23 protein-coding genes and 1 tRNA gene are annotated in these 21,305 nt (G+C 67.7%); 12 read left to right on the top strand and 12 right to left on the bottom strand.

Annotated elements, in window-relative coordinates; all coding sequences use genetic code 11:
- Window positions 1–211 precede the first annotated feature (211 nt).
- The 4 genes from AMS65_RS04915 to AMS65_RS04930 form a co-directional block, all read right to left on the bottom strand.
- Entirely contained in the window at window positions 212–847 is a 636-nt protein-coding gene (locus AMS65_RS04915) for a hypothetical protein (RefSeq protein WP_053383046.1), read from the bottom strand.
- A gap of 79 nt (window positions 848–926) precedes the next feature.
- On the bottom strand, window positions 927–1,715 hold the full coding sequence (locus AMS65_RS04920; RefSeq protein WP_053383047.1) for a Fic/DOC family protein: 789 nt from the start codon (window positions 1,713–1,715) through the stop codon (window positions 927–929).
- 16 nt (window positions 1,716–1,731) lie between these two features.
- Window positions 1,732–1,938 (bottom strand): hypothetical protein, encoded by a 207-nt coding sequence (locus tag AMS65_RS04925; protein ID WP_053383048.1) that lies wholly within the window; start codon window positions 1,936–1,938, stop codon window positions 1,732–1,734.
- Between the two features lie 113 nt (window positions 1,939–2,051).
- Window positions 2,052–2,276, bottom strand: a complete 225-nt coding sequence (locus AMS65_RS04930) for a helix-turn-helix domain-containing protein (protein WP_053383345.1) — start codon at window positions 2,274–2,276, stop codon at window positions 2,052–2,054.
- 97 nt (window positions 2,277–2,373) lie between these two features.
- On the opposite strand from AMS65_RS04930, the gene AMS65_RS19770 reads away from it, so the two are divergent.
- Window positions 2,374–3,027, top strand: a complete 654-nt coding sequence (locus tag AMS65_RS19770; RefSeq protein WP_162231751.1) for a helix-turn-helix domain-containing protein — start codon at window positions 2,374–2,376, stop codon at window positions 3,025–3,027.
- On the top strand, window positions 3,024–4,289 hold the full coding sequence (locus AMS65_RS04940) for a tyrosine-type recombinase/integrase (protein WP_053383050.1): 1,266 nt from the start codon (window positions 3,024–3,026) through the stop codon (window positions 4,287–4,289). The genes AMS65_RS19770 and AMS65_RS04940 overlap by 4 nt, the downstream gene beginning before the upstream one ends.
- A gap of 79 nt (window positions 4,290–4,368) precedes the next feature.
- Here the strand turns inward: AMS65_RS04940 and AMS65_RS04945 are convergent.
- A tRNA-Leu gene (locus AMS65_RS04945) sits at window positions 4,369–4,452 on the bottom strand.
- Between the two features lie 170 nt (window positions 4,453–4,622).
- Here AMS65_RS04945 and AMS65_RS04950 point away from each other — a divergent pair.
- From AMS65_RS04950 to pknB, 7 genes are read left to right on the top strand one after another with little or no spacing between them, the layout of a single operon-like run.
- Window positions 4,623–5,414: an FhaA domain-containing protein gene (locus AMS65_RS04950; RefSeq protein WP_053383051.1), complete on the top strand. Its 792-nt coding sequence runs from the start codon at window positions 4,623–4,625 to the stop codon at window positions 5,412–5,414.
- Window positions 5,411–5,977 (top strand): FHA domain-containing protein FhaB/FipA, encoded by a 567-nt coding sequence (locus AMS65_RS04955; protein ID WP_053383052.1) that lies wholly within the window; start codon window positions 5,411–5,413, stop codon window positions 5,975–5,977. The genes AMS65_RS04950 and AMS65_RS04955 overlap by 4 nt, the downstream gene beginning before the upstream one ends.
- Window positions 5,978–5,979: 2 nt before the next feature.
- A complete protein-coding gene (locus tag AMS65_RS04960; RefSeq protein ID WP_193787004.1) occupies window positions 5,980–7,254 on the top strand; it encodes a PP2C family protein-serine/threonine phosphatase in 1,275 nt (424 codons plus the stop codon).
- Window positions 7,247–8,650 carry an FtsW/RodA/SpoVE family cell cycle protein gene (locus AMS65_RS04965; RefSeq protein WP_053383053.1) on the top strand — a complete coding sequence of 468 codons (1,404 nt, stop codon included), beginning with the start codon at window positions 7,247–7,249 and terminating at the stop codon, window positions 8,648–8,650. Before AMS65_RS04960 ends, AMS65_RS04965 begins: the two co-directional genes overlap by 8 nt.
- Entirely contained in the window at window positions 8,647–10,134 is a 1,488-nt protein-coding gene (locus AMS65_RS04970; RefSeq protein WP_053383054.1) for a penicillin-binding transpeptidase domain-containing protein, read from the top strand. Before AMS65_RS04965 ends, AMS65_RS04970 begins: the two co-directional genes overlap by 4 nt.
- Window positions 10,131–11,879 carry a protein kinase domain-containing protein gene (locus tag AMS65_RS04975; RefSeq protein ID WP_075200850.1) on the top strand — a complete coding sequence of 583 codons (1,749 nt, stop codon included), beginning with the start codon at window positions 10,131–10,133 and terminating at the stop codon, window positions 11,877–11,879. The genes AMS65_RS04970 and AMS65_RS04975 overlap by 4 nt, the downstream gene beginning before the upstream one ends.
- A gap of 49 nt (window positions 11,880–11,928) precedes the next feature.
- Window positions 11,929–13,644: a Stk1 family PASTA domain-containing Ser/Thr kinase gene (gene pknB / locus AMS65_RS04980; RefSeq protein ID WP_053383055.1), complete on the top strand. Its 1,716-nt coding sequence runs from the start codon at window positions 11,929–11,931 to the stop codon at window positions 13,642–13,644.
- Window positions 13,645–13,748: 104 nt separating this feature from the next.
- On the opposite strand, the gene AMS65_RS04985 is transcribed toward pknB, so the two are convergent.
- Genes AMS65_RS04985 through AMS65_RS04990 form a run of 3 tightly spaced genes read right to left on the bottom strand, consistent with a single transcriptional unit; the run spans window position 13,749 to window position 15,315 of the window.
- The gene (locus tag AMS65_RS04985) at window positions 13,749–14,384 is read right to left on the bottom strand and encodes an anthranilate synthase component II (RefSeq protein ID WP_053383056.1); all 636 of its coding nucleotides are present in this window, start codon (window positions 14,382–14,384) and stop codon (window positions 13,749–13,751) included.
- The gene (locus tag AMS65_RS19955) at window positions 14,381–14,539 is read right to left on the bottom strand and encodes a hypothetical protein (protein WP_169787570.1); all 159 of its coding nucleotides are present in this window, start codon (window positions 14,537–14,539) and stop codon (window positions 14,381–14,383) included. Before AMS65_RS19955 ends, AMS65_RS04985 begins: the two co-directional genes overlap by 4 nt.
- A complete protein-coding gene (locus AMS65_RS04990; protein WP_053383057.1) occupies window positions 14,539–15,315 on the bottom strand; it encodes a class E sortase in 777 nt (258 codons plus the stop codon). Before AMS65_RS04990 ends, AMS65_RS19955 begins: the two co-directional genes overlap by 1 nt.
- Before the next feature lie 62 nt (window positions 15,316–15,377).
- On the opposite strand from AMS65_RS04990, the gene AMS65_RS04995 reads away from it, so the two are divergent.
- The gene (locus AMS65_RS04995; protein WP_053383058.1) at window positions 15,378–15,656 is read left to right on the top strand and encodes a cell division protein CrgA; all 279 of its coding nucleotides are present in this window, start codon (window positions 15,378–15,380) and stop codon (window positions 15,654–15,656) included.
- A gap of 316 nt (window positions 15,657–15,972) precedes the next feature.
- On the opposite strand, the gene AMS65_RS05000 is transcribed toward AMS65_RS04995, so the two are convergent.
- Window positions 15,973–16,911, bottom strand: a complete 939-nt coding sequence (locus tag AMS65_RS05000) for a rhomboid family intramembrane serine protease (protein WP_053383059.1) — start codon at window positions 16,909–16,911, stop codon at window positions 15,973–15,975.
- Window positions 16,912–16,918: 7 nt separating this feature from the next.
- A complete protein-coding gene (locus AMS65_RS05005; protein ID WP_053383060.1) occupies window positions 16,919–17,428 on the bottom strand; it encodes a peptidylprolyl isomerase in 510 nt (169 codons plus the stop codon).
- Window positions 17,429–17,616: 188 nt separating this feature from the next.
- Between AMS65_RS05005 and AMS65_RS05010 the strand changes: the two genes are divergently transcribed.
- Entirely contained in the window at window positions 17,617–18,114 is a 498-nt protein-coding gene (locus AMS65_RS05010; RefSeq protein WP_053383061.1) for a hypothetical protein, read from the top strand.
- A gap of 161 nt (window positions 18,115–18,275) precedes the next feature.
- On the opposite strand, the gene AMS65_RS05015 is transcribed toward AMS65_RS05010, so the two are convergent.
- Both AMS65_RS05015 and AMS65_RS05020 read right to left on the bottom strand, forming a co-directional pair.
- Window positions 18,276–18,758 carry an NUDIX hydrolase gene (locus tag AMS65_RS05015; protein WP_193787005.1) on the bottom strand — a complete coding sequence of 161 codons (483 nt, stop codon included), beginning with the start codon at window positions 18,756–18,758 and terminating at the stop codon, window positions 18,276–18,278.
- Between the two features lie 9 nt (window positions 18,759–18,767).
- Window positions 18,768–19,829, bottom strand: coding sequence for an alpha/beta hydrolase (locus AMS65_RS05020; RefSeq protein WP_053383062.1), 1,062 nt, complete (start codon window positions 19,827–19,829; stop codon window positions 18,768–18,770).
- 199 nt (window positions 19,830–20,028) lie between these two features.
- On the opposite strand from AMS65_RS05020, the gene AMS65_RS05025 reads away from it, so the two are divergent.
- Window positions 20,029–21,285, top strand: a complete 1,257-nt coding sequence (locus AMS65_RS05025; RefSeq protein WP_075200851.1) for an IS30 family transposase — start codon at window positions 20,029–20,031, stop codon at window positions 21,283–21,285.
- The last annotated feature ends 20 nt before the right edge of the window (window positions 21,286–21,305 follow it).

The raw sequence follows: 21,305 nt of genomic DNA on the forward strand, positions 1-21,305 counted from the left end.
CGCACTCGTGCGCGGGGTCGGCACCGCACCCGCCTGTACGGGGATGCGGTCAGATCAATACGAACTGCCGTACGGAAACGCTCGAACGCTCTTTGCTACGCGGCCGCAGGGTTCACGCAAGCGACAGCGCACGCAGGATATGCGTGCGTGGGCGGCGACAGCCGGCTACAGCACACGAATCGCCAGCCGGAAAGCGGCGACACTGGGAGAGTTAGTGAGCGATCCGAAAGACACGAGGCGGGCCGCGCCTGCTCAGCGTCGATGCGTGAAGCTGCGACAGCACCGACCAACCGCTCGTCTCAACGGTGACCGGCACCCGCGCCGGGGCCGTCGCGGCCGGGAGACGCAGCGGCACCACGAGACGATGCCGCACCCATGCGACGAACTGCTCCGCCAAGGCGCGGAGACGATGAATCGCCTGCTCGCCCCGGTACAGGAAGAAGACGGTGACGGCGGCACCGATGAAGTGCGACACCCACATCGTGGCATCGCCATGCACCAGCGTGATCGTCTGCTCCGACACCACCGGCATCTGCATCATCCCGTGACCGTGATGGTGACCGGCGGACATATTCATCTGCGCGCCCGCGGTAGGGGTGCCAAGCACGAAAAGCGTGTGAAACAGCATCTGGCTCGCGACCACCGACACCGACAGCCGAGCAAGCGACAGCTTCCGCCCAGCAAGCAGGATGCACACCATCAACGACAGCAGCAACGGCACAGCGATACCCAGCGGCCCAGGCATCGCGCCACCGCCGACGACATGCGAGAACAATGCCGCGAACGTCGCAATCCCGGCCGCGCTCGATCCGCGCACCAAGTGCGGGAGACGCGACGGAGACTGCATATGCTCATTATCGCAGGTCTCAGGTAAGGCCTAGGAACTCAGCGCCCTCGCAGAATAAAGCCCGGCGCTTGTTCAACCGTTACAGACCGAGACTCGGGCTGCCCCGGTCGCCGCCGGGCGGGGCATCGTATCCGAACGCATCCAGCGGAGGCAGGGCACGGCGGCGTTCGCGCGCGGCGTCCAGCTCCCGGTCGAGCACCGCAGGATCCCGGACGGTCTGGCGTGTCGTGAAGCCCCGAGCGTGCTCGTCCAATAGCCCCATCAGTCGGTCGTGCTGTGCGGCGTCCTCGACGGTGACGAGGTTCGGGCGGATCAGCGCGTCCAGGCCCGAGGGGTCTTGAACGATGGCGAGGGTGCGGGCGTGGGCGAACACGTCGCCGGGAATCTGTGACCAGTCGATGACCCATCCGGCATCGCGGGCGAGCTGATTGAAGAAGACATGCTGGGTTCTCGTATTCACGTCGCGGAACGGGTGGATCGCGGTCGTCTCGCCCCACACCCAGGCCAGCCCCTCAGAGAACTCGTCCGCATCCAAGCGGCGCAGATAGTTGCGCCCAGCAAGCATGCCGGAGACGCGCTCAGCCTCGGGCACGATGAACGGTGGGCGACAGTGCGCGATCCCGGTACCGCCGGGGTGGGTGTCGGTGTCGCGTATCTCGCCGCCCCACGAGTACATGTCCTGCGTCAAATAGGCGTGAATGGCTTGCAGGTGTTCAAGGTCGTACCGGCCGAGGATCGGATGCTCACGCAAGGCACCCATGCGTGCACCGATGAAGTCCGCCTCGGCGTCTTTCCAGTCGTCGTAGTCGGTAACGCCGAACTTGTTGACGAGAACATCGCTGCCCGGGTAGGTGTACCGATCAGGCATAGAGGCGCTACTGGGTTCAGACGGTGCGAGCAGCCAGGCGTGCGCGGGTACGAGCGGCGATCACTTCAACGGCTTCGTCTACCGTGATTTCACCGCGCACCTGGCGAGCCAACAGCTCCACGCCCTCGGGGGTCATTTCCTCGCCCGCGGTCTGCTGCCCGGCCTGCACTTCCGCGATGACGCGCTGAACGTGCGCCTCAGATACGCGAGTCTTCGTAGCCATGCGGGGTGCCTCCTTGTGGTCGGCGTCGGTGGGTTTAGTCTACGTCGTGCCGCCGACATTCCTCCGGGAACTCGGCACGGGGGTGCCGAATCGGCACCGCCGCAGAGCGCCGCCTACGACCCGTCGTTCTCGGGTGCGGTGTCGGCGAACAGGGCGAGGAACTTCTCGCGCGGGATCACGATGCGACGGCCGAGCTTCACATGCGGGATGGTGCCCTCGTTGATGCTCGTGGTGATCGTGCGCGGATCGACGCCGAGGGCTTCGGCGGCTTCCTTGCGGGTGATGACCAGGCTGCGCCGCCTGCGCAGGTCTTCCATATCGAGAGTGCTCTGCCGCATCATCACACCATCCGTTCCAGTTACGCGCGCGAGGGGTGCATACCAAGATAGAACGACGGGGCTTGCGATGTCAATCACCGCGTTGTAGATTTCTTCTATGGAAACAAAACGGGTGCGGGGCAACCCCGCAGGAATCACGAACACGCACGTCGCGAACAACATCCGCACCGCCCGCCAGGCGATCGGCATGGACTTGCGCACCCTCTCCGACGGAATCGCCGCCACCGGGCGGAAGCTCTCCCCGTCAGGGATCAGCAAACTCGAAGCCGGGGATCGCCGCGTCGACGTGGACGACCTCACCGTCATCGCCTACCTCCTGCGCACCACCCCGGCCGCCCTCCTGACCCCGCCGGACGAACAGACGACCCTCACGGGCGTGCCCGAGGGGTACGAGCCGGAAGAGATCGACCGGTGGATGCGTGGGGAACTCGTCCTCACCGACGAGGGGTTGTTCAACTACTGGCAGCAAGAATGGGTGATCTGCACCGACCGTATTCACTACCTCGAAACCACCCTCGCGGGCATGACCGCACCGAGCAAGGACGATCCCGAGAAGACTCAGGCGCATCCCAAGACCATCGCCGCCTATCAAGAGCGTTTGGATACGGCGCGGGCACGCGCGCGGGTGATCCGAGAACGGGGTGTGCAGCTCGATCCCGAGGGGCGCGTGTTCAACGCCGCCGACTACATCGACAACTACGCCCAGACCCACCAGCCCGGCAAGCCCACGGCAAGGGGCAGCCTGTCATGACCACGACCAAGCAGCCCGCCGAACACAGCGACGGGGGTGAGAAGCAACAGCGGCGCTCGCGCTCCCGGCAGCCCGGTTCAATCCAGGGCTACGACACCGACAAGGGGAAGCGGTGGCGGTTCCAGATCTACGTCCTGAAAGACCCTGAGTACCCCGAGATGGGAATGCGCCGCCTCACCCGCTCCGGGTTTACCAGCACCGACGAGGCGAACGATGCCTTGCAGGAGGCGTTGAAGCAGCGCAAGCAGAACGAGAAGTTCGGGAACAAGATACCCACGCTCGGCGCATACGCCGACGAATGGGCGGCAGGATTGAAGCTCGCGGCGTCCACGATCAAGGGCTACAAGAAGATCATCCGCAACCACATCAAGCCGCAGCTCGGCAGCATCCGGCTCGACAAGCTCACCGCCACGAGGATTGCCCGCCACTACCGCGACTTGGAGAAGTCCGGCCGCAAAGACACCTACGGCAAGGGCAAGCCGCTGTCTGCGAACTCGGTTCACAAGGTGCATGTCGTGCTCGGTGTGGTCCTCGACGCCGCGATAGACGACGGGCACTTGACCGTGAACCCGGCGAAGAAGAAGCGCACCGTCAAAGCACCGACCACGAGCGAGGTGCGGGCGCAGAAGCCCGAGATTGCGACGTGGACAGCCGACCAGTTGCAGACCTTCCTCACCTGGAACCGCGACGAACTGGAAGACGAACTGTTCCCGCTATGGCGACTCATCGCCTACACCGGCATGCGCCGCTCCGAAGCGCTCGCTCTCAAGTGGTCGGATATCAACACGAAGACGATGCGGATCAGCATCCGCCGCGCCGTCGATACCGACGACTGGACGAAGACGAAGACCACCAAGACCGGGCAAGCCCGCGTCATCGACGTGGACGCCGAGACGTTGAAGGTACTCGCCTCGTACAAGGTTGCCCGCGCCGAAGTGTCGTTCGAGCTGGCGAAAGCCGATGCCTACGTTTTTGGAGACGACGACGGGAAGCTGCGCTCACCCGATGCCATGACGAGCAGATGGGATCGCCGCCTCAAATGGATCACCGCGAAGTACGACAGCATGACCCGCGTCACCATCAAGGGGCTGCGTCACACCCACGCGACCCTGCTGCTCGAACTCGGCGAGCACCCCAAGGTCGTCCAAGAGCGCCTTGGTCACTCAACGATCACGACGACGATGAACATCTACTCCCACGTCACGCCGACCATGCAGAGGTCGGCAGTAGACCGTTTCGCCGCCCAGTTCGGCAAGGCTTAGCACTTTTTCTAGCACTTCCGATGCGAAAGACCCCCAACCTGAGAGATAAAATCCCAGGTCAGGGGCCATTTCGTTCGCGTGCGCGAGGGGGGACTTGAACCCCCACGCCCTTGCGGGCACTGGCACCTGAAGCCAGCGCGTCTGCCAATTCCGCCACTCGCGCGAGTCGCCGTCCGGCACCGGAGCACCAGACAACTCCACAAGCTTAGCAGCACGGGAGCCCTCACACCAAAGCGGGCTAAACTGCTGGCTAAACTAAAGCCGTAGCCGCGTGCCGATTCGACGCGCGGGCAGTAGCAGCGAGAAACCGAGCAGAAGAGGAAGGGACGGCACGTGGGCATTCTGGACAGCGTCGAGCGCGGGCTCGAGCGCGCCGTCAACGGCGCTTTCGCCCGCACGTTCCGATCCGGCGTGCAGCCTGTCGAGATCGCCTCGGCGCTGAAGCGCGAGCTCGACATCGGCGCCGTCATCGTCGACCGCGACCGGGTGCTCGCCCCCAACCGCTTCACGGTGCGCGTGGCGTCCAAGGACGCGGATCGCCTGCGCAGCCTCGGCGAGACGCTGGAGCAGGAGCTGCGCGGCGTCGTGGTGAAGCACGCGAAGCGCCAGAACTACCAGCTGCTGGGCGATCCCGACGTCGAGATCCGCGCCGACCAGTCGCTCACCGTCGGTGTGCTCGAGATCGATTCCTCCCGCGTGGAGGGAGCGGTCGACTGGGTCGCGGTGATCGACGTCGACGGCACCCGCCACGAGCTGCGCCGCGGCACCACCACGGTGGGGCGCGGCAGCGACTGCGGCATCCGCATCACCGACAACGCCGCGTCTCGCAAGCACCTCGAGATCATCTGGGACGGCGGCGCCGGCATCGCGCGCGACCTCGGATCGACCAACGGCTCCAAGATCAACGGGGAGCGCTTCCGCGAGGCCGCACTCGCCCCCGGCATCGTCATCACCATCGGGCAGACCGCACTCAGCTTCCAGCTCGTGCCGGGGCGCAACCGCACCCCCCAGCCTCCCGCGGCCACGAACAGACCCACCACACCGCCGACACGCGCCTACCCGGCGCAGACCTCGACGCCCGGAGATCCTCCGAGCATCGACCAGGACTTCTGGAGGGGGCTGTGAGCGAACTCACCCTGCTCATCCTGCGCAGCGGATTCCTTCTGCTGCTCTGGTTCTTCATCTTCGCCATCGTGTACGCGCTGCGCAGCGATCTCTTCGGCGCCCCCGTGCGGCGTCTGCGCAACGGCGGCGATGCCGGATCGGCGCCGCAGGCGGCGCCACAGGTCTCGGCCGTGGTCTCGCCCCCGAGCGCCCCGGCCCAGACGCACTCCGGCCCCACCATCACCCCGAGCGGCGGCGCGCTCCCATCGGCAGGCGGAGTGGGCGGAGCCGGCGGAGTCCGCCACCTCGTCATCACCTCCGGCGTCGCCGACGGCACCTCGATCAACCTCGACGACGACCTGATCACGATCGGCCGCAGCAGCGACTCGACACTCGTCATCGTCGACGACTACACCTCCACCTACCACGCGCGCCTCTCCCGCAGCGGCGAGCAGTGGATCCTCACCGACCTCGACTCGACCAACGGCACCCGCGTCGACGGCGAGCGCATCTCGAAACCGACCCCGGTTCCGCCGTTCACGCCCGTCACCATCGGCACGACCACCTTCGAGTTGAGGCCCTGAGCGTGCGGGTGAAGTACGACAGCGCCATCGGCTCCCACGTCGGCATGGTGCGCTCGAACAACCAGGACTCCGGCTTCGCAGGCGCACACCTCTTCCTCGTCGCCGACGGCATGGGCGGACACGCGGGAGGCGACGTCGCCTCCGCGATCGCCGCCAAGGAGATGGCCGCGCTCGACGTACCGCCGACCAGCAGCCCCGAGGCCACCACCAACACGCTGCGCACGGCGATCCTCGAGACCAACGCGAAGCTGCGCGGCACCGTCAAGGACCGCCCGGAGCTCGCGGGCCTCGGCACCACCTTCACCGGTTTCATCCCGGTCGGCGACCGGCTCGCCCTCGCCCACATCGGCGACTCGCGCCTCTACCTGCTGCGCGACAACCATCTGCAGCAGATCACCAAGGATCACACCTTCGTGCAGCGCCTCGTCGACAGCGGCAAGATCACCGAGGAGGAGGCGAAGACCCACCCCCGCCGTTCGGTGCTGATGCGCGTGCTGGGCGACGTCGACTCCTCGCCGCAGGTCGACACCGACGTGCTCGACACCCGGCCGGGCGACGTCTGGCTGCTCTGCTCCGACGGCCTCTGCGGCTACGTCGAGGACCACGACATCGAGAAGATCCTGCGCCGCCGCACGTCGCTGCAGGGCGCGGTGGACTCGCTCATCGACAAGAGCCTCGCCCACGGAGCGCCCGACAACGTCACGGTCGTGCTCGTGGAGACCGAGCTCGCCCCCGAGTCCGATCCGCACTCCACCAGCGAGCTGCCCGAGCCGCCGAACCGCCGGTTCGCCGGTTCGGCCGCCACCACCCCGGATCTGCGGGACGGCGACACCTCGACCGCCCGCACCCGCCTCATGGGCCGCCGCCGGCTCGTGCGCCGCCCGCCGGTGGTCGCCGAGAGCCAGTTCGAGCCCCGCGTCGACGAGTACCTGGCCGAGCTCATCGCCGAGACCCGCCGACGCAATCGCCGCCGCCGCCTGCTGTGGGCGCTCGGCGTGGTGGCCGTGCTGCTCGCGATCGGCGGCACCCTGCTCTTCGGCTACCAGTGGACGCAGAGCCGCTACTTCGTCGGAACCGACGGCGAGACCGTCATCATCTACCGCGGCGTGCAGCAGAACATCGGCTCCATCTCGCTGCACTCGGTCGCCGAGGACACCGAGATCCCGCTCTCCGAGCTCGACGGCCTCGAGCAGCGCCAGGTGAAGCGCACCCTCGGCGCCGGCTCGATCGAGGAGGCCCGCGAGATCGTGCTGCGACTGGGGGTGCACGATGACTAGCCCCCAGAACGGCGACGCCCGCACCTTCGACAAGACCCGCACCAGCGAAACGGTGCTGCAGCGCATCACCGCGCTGCGCGCCCCCCGCAAGCTGCTGGGACTCGAGCTGTCGCTGCTGCTCTTCTCGATCGCCGTGGGCATCGCCGCGGTCGTCATCATCGACCTGACCGTGGTGGGCGAGCCCACCACGGCGTTGGCGCCAACAGGCGCGCTGTTCGTCATCGCCCTGTTCGCCCTGCACATCGCCATCCGGCGCATCGCCCCGGACGGCGATCCGCTGATCATGCCGATCGCGGCGTTCCTGAACGTCATCGGCATCGCCATGATCTACCGCATCGACCTCGCCCAGGAGCTCTCGGGCTGGGATGCGTGGGCCGTGCGCCAGCTGGTCTGGTCGACGATCGCCGTGGTCGCGGCGATCGTGGTGCTGCTCGTGATCCGCAATCACATGGTGCTGTTCCGCTACACCTACCTCGCCGGACTCGGCGCCGTGATCCTGCTGCTGCTGCCGATGCTCCCGGGCATCGGCCAGACCATCAACGGCGCGCGCGTCTGGATCCACGTCGGCGGCTTCTCGTTCCAGCCGGGTGAGATCGCGAAGATCCTGCTCGCGATCTTCTTCGCCGGCTACCTCGTGCGCAATCGGGATTCGCTCGCCATGGTGGGCAAGAAGATCCTGGGCATCCGGTTCCCGCGCGCACGGGATCTCGGCCCGCTGCTCGTGTTCTGGCTCGCGGCGATGTCGGTGCTCGTGTTCCAGCGCGATCTCGGCACCTCCCTGCTGTACTTCGGGCTCTTCCTGTCGATGCTCTACCTCGCGACGGGGCGCATCGGCTGGATCATCCTGGGCGTCGGGCTGTTCGTCGTGGGCGGGCTCGTGGCGAGCCAGACCCTCGCCTACGTCAACGTGCGCTTCGCGAACTGGCTCGATCCCTTCGCCGATCCGCACGGCGGCAGCTACCAGATGGTGCAGGGGCTGTTCGGCATGGCCAACGGCGGCATGACCGGCACGGGCCTCGGCCAGGGCTATCCGTTCGACACCCCCGAGTCGCGCAGCGACTACATCTTCGCGAGCCTCGGCGAGGAGCTCGGGCTCATCGGGCTGTTCGTGATCCTCGCGGCCTACCTGCTGCTCGTGGGCCGCGGCCTGCGCATCGGCTTCGCCGGGCAGGACGACTTCGGCAAGCTGCTCGCCTCGGGCCTCGCCTTCGCCATCGCGCTGCAGGTGTTCATCGTGGTCGGCGGCGTGACCCGCGTGATCCCGCTCACCGGCCTCACCGCACCCTTCCTCGCCGCAGGCGGATCCTCGCTCGTCTCGAACTGGATCATCATCGCCCTGCTCATCCTGCTCTCCAACTCGGTGCGCAATCGACCGAAGCTGGTGATCCGCACATGAACAAGCAGCTGAAGTTCCTCACCCGCACCGTGTTCGCCATGTTCCTGGTGCTGTTCTTCGCCGTCACCATGATCCAGTTCGTGTCGGCCGACGACCTCCGCGCCAACGAGCTGAACGGCCGCACGGTGAAGAACGGCTACAAGGTGGAACGAGGATCGATCCTCGTCGACGGGGATCCCGTGGCGTACTCCACCCCCACGGGCGACTCGTTCCGCTTCGTGCGGCAGTACTCCGACGGCCCCCTCTACGCCCCGATCACCGGCTACTTCTCGCACACGCAGGGCATGACCGGGCTCGAGGCCGCGATGAACCAGGATCTCTCCGGCATCGGCAACGCGCAGTTCTTCACCCGGATCATGAACACCCTCAACGGCGTCGCGCCCCAGGGCAGCTCCGTGCAGACCACGATCGACCCCGCGGCGCAGGCGGCCGCGGAGGCGGCGATGACCGAGAGCGGCTTCGAAGGGGCCGTGGTGGCCATCGCGCCCAAGACCGGCAAGATCCTGGCGCTCGTCTCGACCCCCAGCTTCGACCCCAACGTGCTCTCGACGAACAGCGACGCGGAGATCATCGCGAACTACCGCCAGCTCGAGGAGGATCCCTCGCAGCCGCTGCAGAACCGCGCCATCGCGGGCGATCTGTACCACCCGGGATCCGTCTACAAGCTCGTCGCCGCGGCGGCCGCGATCGAGGCGGGCGAGGCCACCCCCTCCACCGAGTACGCGAACCCCGACCGGCTCAAGCTGCCGCAGTCGACACACGAGATGCAGAACGCCTCGCGCACCACCTGCGGCCCCGATTCGAAGGCCACGCTCGAGCAGGCGATCGTGCTGTCGTGCAACATCCCGATCGCCGAGATGGCGATGGACATGGACAGCAACGCCGTGCCCGACATGGCGCACGCCTTCGGCTTCGGCCAGGATCTCTCGGTTCCGCTGACGGTCACGCCCAGCGCCTCCCCGCTGCCCGAGGACGACGCGCAGGTGGCGCTCTCCTCGATCGGCCAGCTCGACGTGCGCGTCACGCCGCTCCAGATCGCGATGGTGTCGGCCGGCATCGCCAACGGCGGCACCGTCATGAAGCCCTACCTCGTCGACCGCGTGATCACCCCGGATCTGCGCGTCGAGAAGGACTACTCGCCCGAGGAGTTCTCGAAGCCCATCTCGAAGAAGACGGCGGACGCGGTCGCTGGCATGATGGAGCACGGAGTCTCCAACCCCGAGGGTCTCGCGCAGAACGCGGGCATCGATGGGGTGCGGGTCGCGGGCAAGACGGGCACCGCCGAGAACGGTACGGACGAGAACGGGAATGACCTTCCCTTTACGCTGTGGTTCACGGGGTTCGCGCCGGTCGACGACCCCGAGGTGGCCATCGCCGTCGTGATCGAGGACGGCGGCGGCGAGGCATTTGGATTCGAGGGCGGGTCGTTCGACCTCCCCACGGCAGTCGGAAAACGAGTAATGGAAGCGGTGTTGAGCGAATGAGGCCATCGGCAGGGATCACATTCGGCGGACGCTACGAGCTCAGCTCGAGGATCGCCGTCGGAGGCATGGGCGAGGTATGGAGGGCGACCGACAGCATCATCGGCCGCACCGTCGCCATCAAGATCCTCAAGGACGAGTACATGGGGGATCCGGGCTTCCTCGAGCGCTTCCGCGCCGAGGCGAGGCACGCCGCGCTCGTCAACCACGAGGGCATCGCGAACGTCTTCGACTACGGCGAGGAGCAGGGCTCCGCGTACATCGTGATGGAGCTGGTGCCGGGTGAGCCGCTGTCGGCGATCATCGAGCGCGAAGGGCGTCTCCCGGCGAACCGGGTGCTCGGGATCGTGGCGCAGACCGCCACGTCGCTGCAGGCCGCGCACGACGCCGGCCTCGTGCACCGCGACATCAAGCCCGGCAACCTGCTGATCACGCCCGAGGGGCGCGTGAAGATCACCGACTTCGGCATTGCGCGGATCGCGGACCAGGTGCCGCTCACCGCCACCGGCCAGGTCATGGGCACCGTGCAGTACCTCGCGCCCGAGCAGGCGAGCGGGCACACCGCCACCGCGACCACCGACATCTACTCCCTCGGCGTCGTGGCCTACGAGTGCCTCGCGGGCAGGCGCCCGTTCACGGGCGAGTCGCAGGTGGCGATCGCGATGGCGCAGATCAACGACACCCCGCCGGATCTGCCGAGCGACGTGCCGGAGCCGGTGCGCAATCTCGTGATGGCGTGCCTCGCGAAGGACGCCGCGGGTCGCCCCGCGACCGCCGCGAAGCTCGCGCAGGCCGCGACCGCGCTGCACCGCGGCGACGTGCAGCTGGCGGCGAGCTATGTGCCGCAGGTGCTCGGCGGCTCGCTGCCGGCCACCACGGTGATGCCGCAGCAGACGCTGGTGTCGGACGCCGCGACCACGGCGCTGCCGCAGACGACCGCACTGGCGGGCCAGACGGCCGAGCAGCCGGCGCAGGACGACGAGACCGCGGATGGCGAAGAGCCGGTCAAGAAGAAGCGCAGCCCGTGGACCTGGCCGCTCATCACGCTGGCCGCGCTGCTGCTCATCATCGGCGTCGGCACCGCCTACGCGCTGCTGAGCGGTGGCGGCGGCGATCCGGTGCGGACGACGACCCCGCCGCCCACGACGCCGACCCAGACGCCCACGACACCGCCTCCGGCCACGACCGGCGCGATCGACCGGAGCGAGATCGTCGGCAAGAAAGCCGCGGACGCGATCGCCTACCTGAACGAGCTCGGTTTCCCGAACGTCTCCACCCAGCCGGGCAACCAGTCCTCCGACGAGGACGTCGACATCGTCACCGAGGTGAACCCCAGCGGATCCCGCGTGCCCTTCGACCAGGCGATCGTGCTCACGGTCAACGTGGCATTCGGCGAGATCACGGATCCGCCGGCCGCCCCGAGCGGCGTCGACAGCGTCGACTCCGGCCAGGCGTTCACGCTGCAGCTCTCCAGCAACATCTGCCCGGCCGGACTCACGCTGCAGGGATACGTGGTCACCGTCACCGGCGATGGCAGCCTTGCCAGCGTCTCGGGATCGACGGCGAATCTGCAGGCCGCAACGCTGAACCCGGGTGACCCCGACGGCACGATCACGGTCGTCTACACGGCCACCTGCCAGGCCAGCGGAGTCGATCGGGTCTCCCCCGAGTCCGCCGCGAAGACGATCACCGTCGCCGCGCCCCCGGAGAACGACACGAACCCGGACGACAACGGGGACGACAACTAGCGGACACGGGATCGTCCAGCTTCGATCCCGATAAACTTGGAGGCAATCCTTGAGCACGGAAGAGGTGATCATGCCCGAAACGACCGATGGCGGCGGTGAGCAGCGCATCCTCGCCGGCCGCTACGCCATCGGCGAGTTCGTCGGTCAGGGCGGGATGGCCACCGTGTACCGCGGCACCGACACGAAGCTCGGGCGCCAGGTCGCCATCAAGGTGATGAAGGCCGATCTCGCCGGGGACGAGCAGTTCCGCTCCCGCTTCCGGCAGGAGGCGCAGTCCGCCTCGCGCATGGCGCACCCCACCGTGGTGCGCGTCTTCGACGCGGGCGACGACCTCATCCAGACGGCGGACGGCCCCAAGCGGCTGCCCTTCATCGTCATGGAGTACGTCGAGGGCACCAACCTCCGCCAGCTCGTCGCCGAGGGCGGGCTGTCCCAGACTGAAGCCTGCCGCGTGGTCGACTCCGTGCTCACCGCGCTCGAGTACTCGCACCGCGCCGGCATCGTGCACCGCGACATCAAGCCCGCGAACATCATGATCACCAAGGGCGGCCAGGTGAAGGTGATGGACTTCGGCATCGCCCGCGCCGTCTCCGAGACCTCGTCGACCCTGCAGCAGACCACCGCCATTCTGGGCACCGCGGCCTACTTCTCGCCGGAGCAGGCCAAGGGCGAGGCGATCGACGCGCGTACCGACCTCTACTCGACGTCGGTGCTGCTGTACGAACTGCTCACGGGCGATGTGCCGTTCCGCGGCGACACGGCCGTGGCCGTGGCCTACCAGCACGTGAGCGAGCGGCCGAAGCCGCCGAGCGAACGCAACCCCGAGGTGCCGCCCGAGCTCGACCGCGTGGTGCTCTACGGGCTCGCGAAGGATCGCTCCAAGCGCTTCCAGTCCGCCTCGGAGTTCCGCGAGGCGCTGCGGATCGCCGCCAGCGGCAAGATGCCCAAGCTCTCGGTGCAGCAGCAGGAGACGGTGCTGTTCTCGGGCGGCGAAGAGGTCTCCGAGTCGGATCTCGCGCTGCGTCAGCTCTCGGAGGGCGGGGGTGCCGCACGCACACAGAACCGCCCGCCCGTCATGTGGACCTGGGCGGCGATCCTCACCGTCGGAGCCGTGATCGTGGCCGTCGTCTTCTGGCTGGTCACACTCGCCCCGCAGCAGTTCGTGCCCGACAACTCGCGCGAGATCCCGAACCTCGTCGACATGGAGCGCACCGAGGCCTTCGAGCTGCTGCAGAAGCAGGGGCTGTTCCCGGTGACGGTCGAGCAGACCAGCGAGGAGATCGCCGCGGGGCACGTGGTCTCGAGCGACCCGGAGGAGGGCACCGTGCTCACCGTCGGCGAGAACGTCACCCTCTACATCTCGACGGGGCCGGAGGTCGCGAAGGTACCCGAACCCGACAACATGTCGCTCGACGCCTACAAGCAGGCGCTCGCCGATCTGGGTCTCACCGTCGGGGTCGAGACCAGCGTCGACGACCCCATCGCACCCGAGGGCCGTGTGCTCGAGGTCTCGCCCGGCCCCGGCACCGAACTCGCCTCCGGCGAGAGCGTGGCCGTGCAGGTGGCGAGCGGCAAGGTGAAGGTGCCCGAGGTCGTGGGACACCCGCTCGAGGCCGCTCGATCCCTCCTCGACGGCCGCGGACTCGAGATCACCTACACGCCCGATCAGTGCCCCGCGGAGGGCAACTACCCGGTGACCTGGCAGTCGATCGTCGGCGAGCAGAAGCAGGGCGCCGCGCTCGAGGTCAAGTACTGCGCCGCCTGACGACGCGACCGTCCCGGGCTCCCGAGGCCGTCGCTCCCGTCCCCTGAGCGTGTCGAAGGGGGCGGGCGTTCAGACCGGCCCCGCGGCTCCGCAGCCGCGCCCGCTCAGCTCTTGATGAGGGGCGACAGCGACTGCGCGATCTGCGCCGCGTTGGCGAGGCCCACCACACCCAGCCAGTTGCCCAGCTGACGGTAGCCGCCCTCCGTGAGCACCGACTCGGGATGGTACTGCACTCCGTAGATGGGCAGCTCGCGGTGGCGCAGCGCCATGACGATTCCGCTCGCCGTCTCGGCGGTGATGACCAGTGTCTCGGGCACCGTGTCGCGCACGACGGCCAGCGAGTGGTAGCGGGTCGCGTTGAACTCGGAGGCGACACCCTCGAAGAAGGGATCGTCGGTGTGATGCACTCGCGAGACCTTGCCGTGCATCAGCTCCTCGGCGTGGGTCACCGTGGCGCCGAGCGCCTCGGCGATCGCCTGGTGTCCGAGGCACACGCCCAGCAGCGGCACCCCGGTGCGCAGCGCGATACCGACCATGGACACGGAGACCCCCGCGTCCGTCGGCGTGCCGGGTCCCGGCGAGATGAGCACGCCGTCGTATTCGGCGACGAGGCGCTCGAGCTCTCCCGTGCTCACCTCGTCGTTGCGGATCACCCGCGTCGAGGCGCCCAGCTGCTGCAGGTAGCCGTTCAGCGTGTACACGAAGCTGTCGTAGTTGTCGATGATCAGAATGTTCGTCATGGTCCGACCGTCGCCTCCTCTGCTTGGAAGTACAGGGCCGCCCACGGATACACGTAGGCGATGAGCACGTAGACCAGCGCGGCCGCGACGAGCAGCAGCACGATCACCCGGAGCCAGGCCGGGCCGGGGAAGAATCGCCAGAGCAGCGAGAACATCAGCTTTCCTGATCCCCTCTGGGCGCCTGCGTGCCCTCCATGGTCGGGTTGAGTTCGATCAGCTCGGCGGGCGGCCCGTCGCTGCGGGGCTGGAAGCCCTCGAAGACGGAGTAAGCGATGGCGCGCTCGTCGCTGCCCGCCCACTTCGGGTGGCAGGTGGTCAGCGTGAGGATCCGGTCCTCGCCGGGCACCCCCTCGAGCCGGGGGAACGGGTTGAGCACGTCGACGGCGTCGGGCAGCACGTACTCGATCGAGCGGAAGCGGTAGGTGTACCAGCCGTCGGCGGTCTCGACGAAGAGCGGATCGCCGACACGCAGGTTCATCACCTCGCGGAAGGAGTTGATGAGCGGCCCGGATCGGTGCCCGGCCAGCGCGAAGTTGCCCGGCTCACCCGGCAGCTGCGTGCTCTCGTAGCGCCCGATGCCCTTCTCGTCGAGGTTGAGCACCGTCCACCAGTCGGTGGTCTCGGCGACGACATTCGCGTAGGTCGTGCCGAAGGCCGGCACGTGCAGCACCGCGAAGGCCTCGGCCGGGGCGGGCTTCGCCGTGACGGGGATCACGCCCGGCTCGACCGTCCTCGACTCCTCGGCCCAGCGCGCCGACTGCTGCGCCGAGAGCTCGGTCTGCTTCGCGGTCACCGTGACGCCGGTGTGCCAGGGCTGCCACACGATGTAGCCGAGGACCCCCAGTCCACCGAGCAGCAGCAGCTCTCCGATCACCGTGAGCGGGCTCAGGCGGGCCCGCTGGCGTCGTCCGCGCGCGCTACGAGACTCCATCACTCTCACATTCTACGACTCGGGCGCTGAGACTCGGCCGGAATCCCGGTAGACTCGTAGTCATGGCAGCAGCTGGGAAGAATGTAAGCAAGCGCAAGTCGACGGAGCTGACGCAGGATCAGGCCGCGATCTCTTCCGCTCGTAAGGACGCACCCAATCCGGTGTGGTTCAAGCCGGTCATGTTCGGCTTCATGCTGCTCGGCCTCGTGTGGATCGTGCTCTACTACATCACGAGCGCCACCGCGCTGCCCCTCCCCATCCCGGCGCTCGGCCAGGCCAACATCTTCGTCGGGTTCGGCCTCGTGCTCGTCGGCTTCCTCATGACCCCGTGGTGGAAGTAGCCGCCTGACGGTCGCCCGCTCCCGAGCCGCGCGAACCGCCCCGAGCGGGGTCCCGACGCGCCGCGAATCACACGCGTGTAATTCCTCCCCAGCTGGGGAGAAGCCTGTGGATAACCGACGAAAGCCCCGGCACCGCCGGGGCTTTCGTCATCCTGCGTGCGCAGGATCCTCCAGGATGAACGCCTGACGTTCTTGGAATCTCGGGGTGGCCATGCAGCGCCACCGCGACTCTCCGCTGATTGAGCGAGCGGAGCGAGTCGAAATCGAGGATCCCGGGTTTCGACGCGCTCCGCGGCGCCGGGCGGCGCGGAATGCGTTAGAAGATCGCCGGCATCGCGACGAAGTAGGCGAACCCGAGGGCGACCAGCACCGCTCCGAGGCCCACGAGCCCGGCGAGCCGCTGCGTCCTGCGACGCGGTCCGCGCGTCGCGAGCAGCAGCCACATCGTGAGCGCGCCGACCACCATGCCGCCGAGGTGGGCCTGCCACGAGATGTTCGCGCCCGGGATGAGCCCGATCCCGAAGTTGATCGCGATGAGCACCGCCAGCGACGTGATGTTGACCCTGGCCGCCTTGAAGGCCACGAGCGTCGCCGCGAGCACGCCGAAGATCGCTCCCGAGGCGCCCACCGTCGGCACGAGCACGCTCTCGGGCGCCGCGTAGCCCCAGAACATGACGCCCAGCGAGCCTCCGACGCCGGCGAAGAGGTACAGCGTCAGGAAGGTCCAGCGGCCGATCATCTGCTCGAGGTTGCGGCCGAACAGCCACAGCGCATACATGTTGAACAGGATGTGGAACAGGAACCCCGTCGAGTGCGTGAACATCGACGTGATCATGCGCCACGGCTCGAAGTCGAGACCCGGCGGCAGCACCGAGGCGGGCAGCGAGTACAGGGGCGCGTACCAGATCGTGCGCGTGACCTCGTCCGCGCCGAAGTAGTGGCTGAGCGTCTGCGCGGCGAACACGATCGCGCAAAGGATCATGATGCCGTAGGTGACGGGCGTATCGAGTGCGGCGATGCGCCGGCCCGTCACCCGGGCCGAGCGTCCGGCGCGCTGCGCCGCGCCCGGCTGCGTCTGCTTGACGCACTCCGAGCACAGCACGCCGACGGCCGACACCACCTGGCAGTCCGGGCAGATGGTGCGGCCGCAGCGCTGGCACAGCGTGAAGCTGTGCACCTGCGGGTGGCGATAGCAGACGTCGTCGGGCCCGTACTCGACGCGCTCGCCGAACGCCGGCCCCGTTCCGTTCGCCACCGGTTGCCTACGCCTCGACGACGTCTACGCCGGAGATCACCACGTCCTCGACGGGGCGATCCGCCGCCGCGGTCTGCACGGCCGAGATCGCGTCGACGACGGCCTTCGAGGCGTCATCGGCCACCACGCCGAAGATGGTGTGCTTGCCGTTGAGCCAGTCGGGAGCGGTGGTGGTGATGAAGAACTGCGAGCCGTTGGTGCCCGCGAGGCGACCGGTCATGTCGGGACGCTTGCCCGCGTTGGCCATCGCCAGCTGGTAGGGCTCGTTGAAGACGAGCTCGGGGTGGATCTCGTCGTCGAAGGTGTACCCCGGGCCGCCGGTGCCGGTGCCGGTGGGGTCGCCGCCCTGGATCATGAAGTTCGGAATGATGCGGTGGAAGATGACCCCGTCGTAGAAGCCCTTCTCAGCGAGATCGACGAAGTTCTTGACCGTCTTGGGCGCGTGGTTGCCGAAGAGGTTCAGCACGATGTCGCCGTGGTTGGTGTGGATGGTGGCTACCGAGGTGTGAATGCTCATAGGCACTAGTGTAGGCCGGGCCTGCAGCACGATCGCTGCACGCGAAACGGCGGACGCGGATACTACCAGGCTGTGAATCGCTCGCAACGGGGTCCGTCCGGTCGGCGCGAGACGGACGGTTCGGTGTAGCGTGGAGTGTACGAGCGATGTCGCTCAGAGCATTGCCTCGCCGAGCTAGGAGGACAGGTATGAAACTCTCACGCAAGCGCCGCCGTGAACTCCGCCGTCTGCGGAACGATGCGCAGGAGCTGCTCGATCAGCAGCGCTTCGTACTCGGTCACGCCGGGGACGTACTGAACCAGGCCGGCCGCCAGGCCAGGCACCTGAGTGATGAGCACCTGGCGCCTCGCGTCGACGAGACCCTCGAGGCCGTGCGGCCCACGATCGATCGCGGGGTGGACTCGGCCCGCCGTGCGGCGGACAACGTGCGCCGCTTCACCGCGCCGTTCGTCGCGAGTGCACTCGCACGCACCATCCGCACGCTCGACGAGCTCGACAACAAGGACGCTGCCAAGCAGGTGCGCGGCTTCGGCGAGCGCACCGGCTACCTCAAGCCCGAGAAGAAGAAGCGCGCCGGCGGCATCATCGCGCTGGGGCTCGGCATCGCCGCGGCAGCCGGGGTGGGCTACGCCCTCTGGCAGGCGTTCCGCACCGACGACGATCTCTGGGTCGCCCCCGAGAACTGATCGGAGCCCCGCCGATTGCCGGAGGGTGCCGCAGCCGGAAGGCGCGGCACCCTCCGGCAGTTCTGCGCCGCCGGTGGAGCGACGAGCCTGCGAGGAGTCGAAACCGCGCCTCATGCACCGGGTTTCGACTCCGCCGCTTCGCTCAACCGGCGGCAGCGCGACTACTTCCGGGGTTTGGTCTGCTTGCCCGTGGGCTTGCCGCCCTGCTTCCCGGGAGGACGGCGGCCGTTGATTCCCGCCATGCGCAGGCCGGTCTGCACGAGCGAGAGCGTGCGCAGCGACCGGATCTCGCGAATGGGCACCCAGCGCGCCTCATCGGATGACCCGCCGACCTCGTGGCGCAGCGGCCCCTCCTTGACGGTGGCGCGGTAGACGATCCGGATCGTGTGCAGCTCGGGATCCTTGCCCTCGGGCACCTCCTCGCGCACCATCACCCGCGAGTCGACCCCGAGCAGCTTGCCCACGCGCGCTTCGAGCCCGGTCTCCTCGAGCACCTCGCGCACCACCGCGTCGCGGGGATCCTCGCCGCCCTCGATCCCGCCTCCGGGAAGCGTCCATCCGTGCAGGTGGCCGCGGCGCCAGTGCGTCAGCAGGACCTTGCCCCGCCGCTCCACCACCGCATAGGCAGCCACCCTCAGATCCATGTTACGAGCCTAGCCTGTCGGGCCGGAGGTCCGATCCATGTCTCGTTCCGCTGCAACGGGGCCGACGCCTCCCCCGGCCTGCCAGCCCAGCAGCCACCGCTCGAGTCTGGCGTACGCCTCGCGTCGCGCCCCCTCGCGCGAGAGGAAGACGTCGTGCAGCGCGCCGTCGATCCGCTCCACCGTCACGGTGGAACCGAGCTTCAGCGCGGCCTTCGCCACCTCGTCGACGTCGAGCACGGTGTCGGCGCTCGTCAGATCCTCGCTCCACTTCATCGGGATCGCGAAGCGGGCCGAGAGCAGCACCTCGATCGGCGCTCCGATATCGAGCCCCCGATTCACCCGCGCGTGACCGTCGAGGATCGCCCGCAACCAGCCGTTGAGCACCGCGTGCGTGCGCTCGGGCCGCCACGCGGCGTCGACCAGGGCGAGCTCGTCCTGCGGGCCGACCTCGCGCTGAGCGCGGGTGTAGAAGCCGTAGTCGAGCTGCGGCGCCACCTCTCGCGGGTTGAAGCGCGCGCTCAGGTTGATGAGCGGCATGAGCACCTGTCTGCCGGCACTGGCCAGCTGGAACTCGAGCCACGGGCTGTTGAGCACGAGCGCGTCCGCGCGCCCCGGGTGCGTGTCCGCCCACAGGCTCAGCACGAGCCCGCCGGTCGAGTGGCCGAGCAGCACGAGGCGCCGCGCCCCCGCCGGCCGCTCCTCCTCCATCACCTCGAGCGCGCGGTCGATCTCCTCGTGGTAGTCGTCGAGATCCTCGATGTAGCCCGCCGTCTGCCCCTCGCGCAGGCTGCGCCCGTACTTGCGCAGATCGAGGGCGAAGAACCTGGCTCCCCGCTGTGTCCAGAATGCCGCGAGTTCGCGCTGGAAGAAGTAGTCGGACCATCCGTGCACGTAGAGCACATCGACGTTCTCGAGCGTCCGCTCCCACCCGAGCAGACGGTCGAGGAGAGGCCGCCTGGCGGGGAGGGAGCGCACGAGGGTCGCGACGAGCGGGCCCTCCTCGTCGGCGCCGAGATCGATGTCGGTGCACTCGAAGCCGGACCCGAGAACGTCCCCCCGCCACTCCGTCATACCGCCAGTCTAGGACCACCCCCACGGTCCCATCCCGCAGTCGCCCCCACGCCCGTCACCCGATCCGTAGTTCGCAGATCGCCCCGATTCGCGCCCTGAATGGGCGCTCCGAGACTCTGTACGCGCGCCAGTAGTTGCTGCCTCGCGGCCGGCGGTTTCAGGGTGTTAGCGCAACGCCTCTTACCCTGGAGGTGCTGTCATGACGTTGTTGCCTTGGTCTGCCCTCGAACCGCTCTTGCAGCTTCTAGCGCAGGGCTGTTCCACGCTTGAGGTCAGTCGTAGGACTGGTGTGCCCAGGACCACGGTCGCGGGGTGGGGTAAGCGTGTGGGTATGGAATTCGTTCAGGGCTATCACGGTGGAGCGTACCCGGTTGATTTGAGGGGTGTCGTGCCGGAGAACGGGTCGCGCAAGTACCGGAGGTTGACGCTCTCAGACCGGGCCTTCATTCAGGCCGCGAGATCGCTCGCGTCGCCCCTCTCGGTTCGGGGGATCGCGTCTGAGTTGGGGGTGGCTCCCTCGACCGTGTCGCGAGAGATCACCGCGCATGGTGTGCGTCACGGGTCCGACCGCCAGTATGTCGCCGAGGTTGCCCATTACCGGGCCCTTGCCGCGCGCCCGCGCCCGCGTCCGGGGAAGCTCTCCGATCCTGTGTTACGGGCGCGAGTGGTGGCAGGGTTGAATCAGAAGCACTCCCCGCAGCAAGTCGCTCACAGGCTCCGCGTGGACTATCCCGATCATCCGGAGCTGCAGGTGTCACACGAAACGATCTATCAAGCGCTCTACGTGCAGGGCAAAGGTGCGCTCCGGCACGAGCTCACGGTTGAGAAAGCACTCCGGTCCGGGCGCACGGTTGAGAAAGCACTCCGGTCCGGGCGCACGGGCAGGGTTCCGCAGTCGAAACTTCCCCGCCGTTCGAACAGGCCCTGGCTCGCAGGAGCACGGTTATCGGATCGTCCCGCTGAGGTGGAAGACCGGGCGGTCCCCGGGCATTGGGAAGGTGATCTCGTCGTCGGTCCTCAGAACTCTGGCCTGGTGACGTTAGTGGAGCGGCAGACCAGGTTCGCGCTGATCGGGAGGCTTCCCGGAACACGGGAATCGATGACGGTGATCGAGTTGATGCAGCGCATGATCCGTTCCTTGCCCTCCGAGTTCGTGAAGACGGTCACCTGGGATCAGGGGCCAGAGATGGCGCAGCATCGCAGATTCACCATCGCGACGGGATGCGAGATGTATTTCTGTGATCCGCACTCACCCTGGCAACGGGGATCGAACGAGAACCTCAACGGCCTGATCCGGGACTTCTACCCCAAGGGCATCAACTTCAACCAGGTCACTGGTGAAGAGATCGCTCTGATGCAGGACCTCCTCAACGACCGCCCCCGCAACACACTCGGATGGGCGACACCACGTGAGAAGCTAGAAGCACTACTCACCGGTGTTGCACTAACCCCCTGAAACCACCGCCGGTTTGGTGA

The sequence above is a fragment of the Leucobacter celer subsp. astrifaciens genome (assembly GCF_001273835.1).
Classification (GTDB): domain Bacteria; phylum Actinomycetota; class Actinomycetes; order Actinomycetales; family Microbacteriaceae; genus Leucobacter; species Leucobacter celer.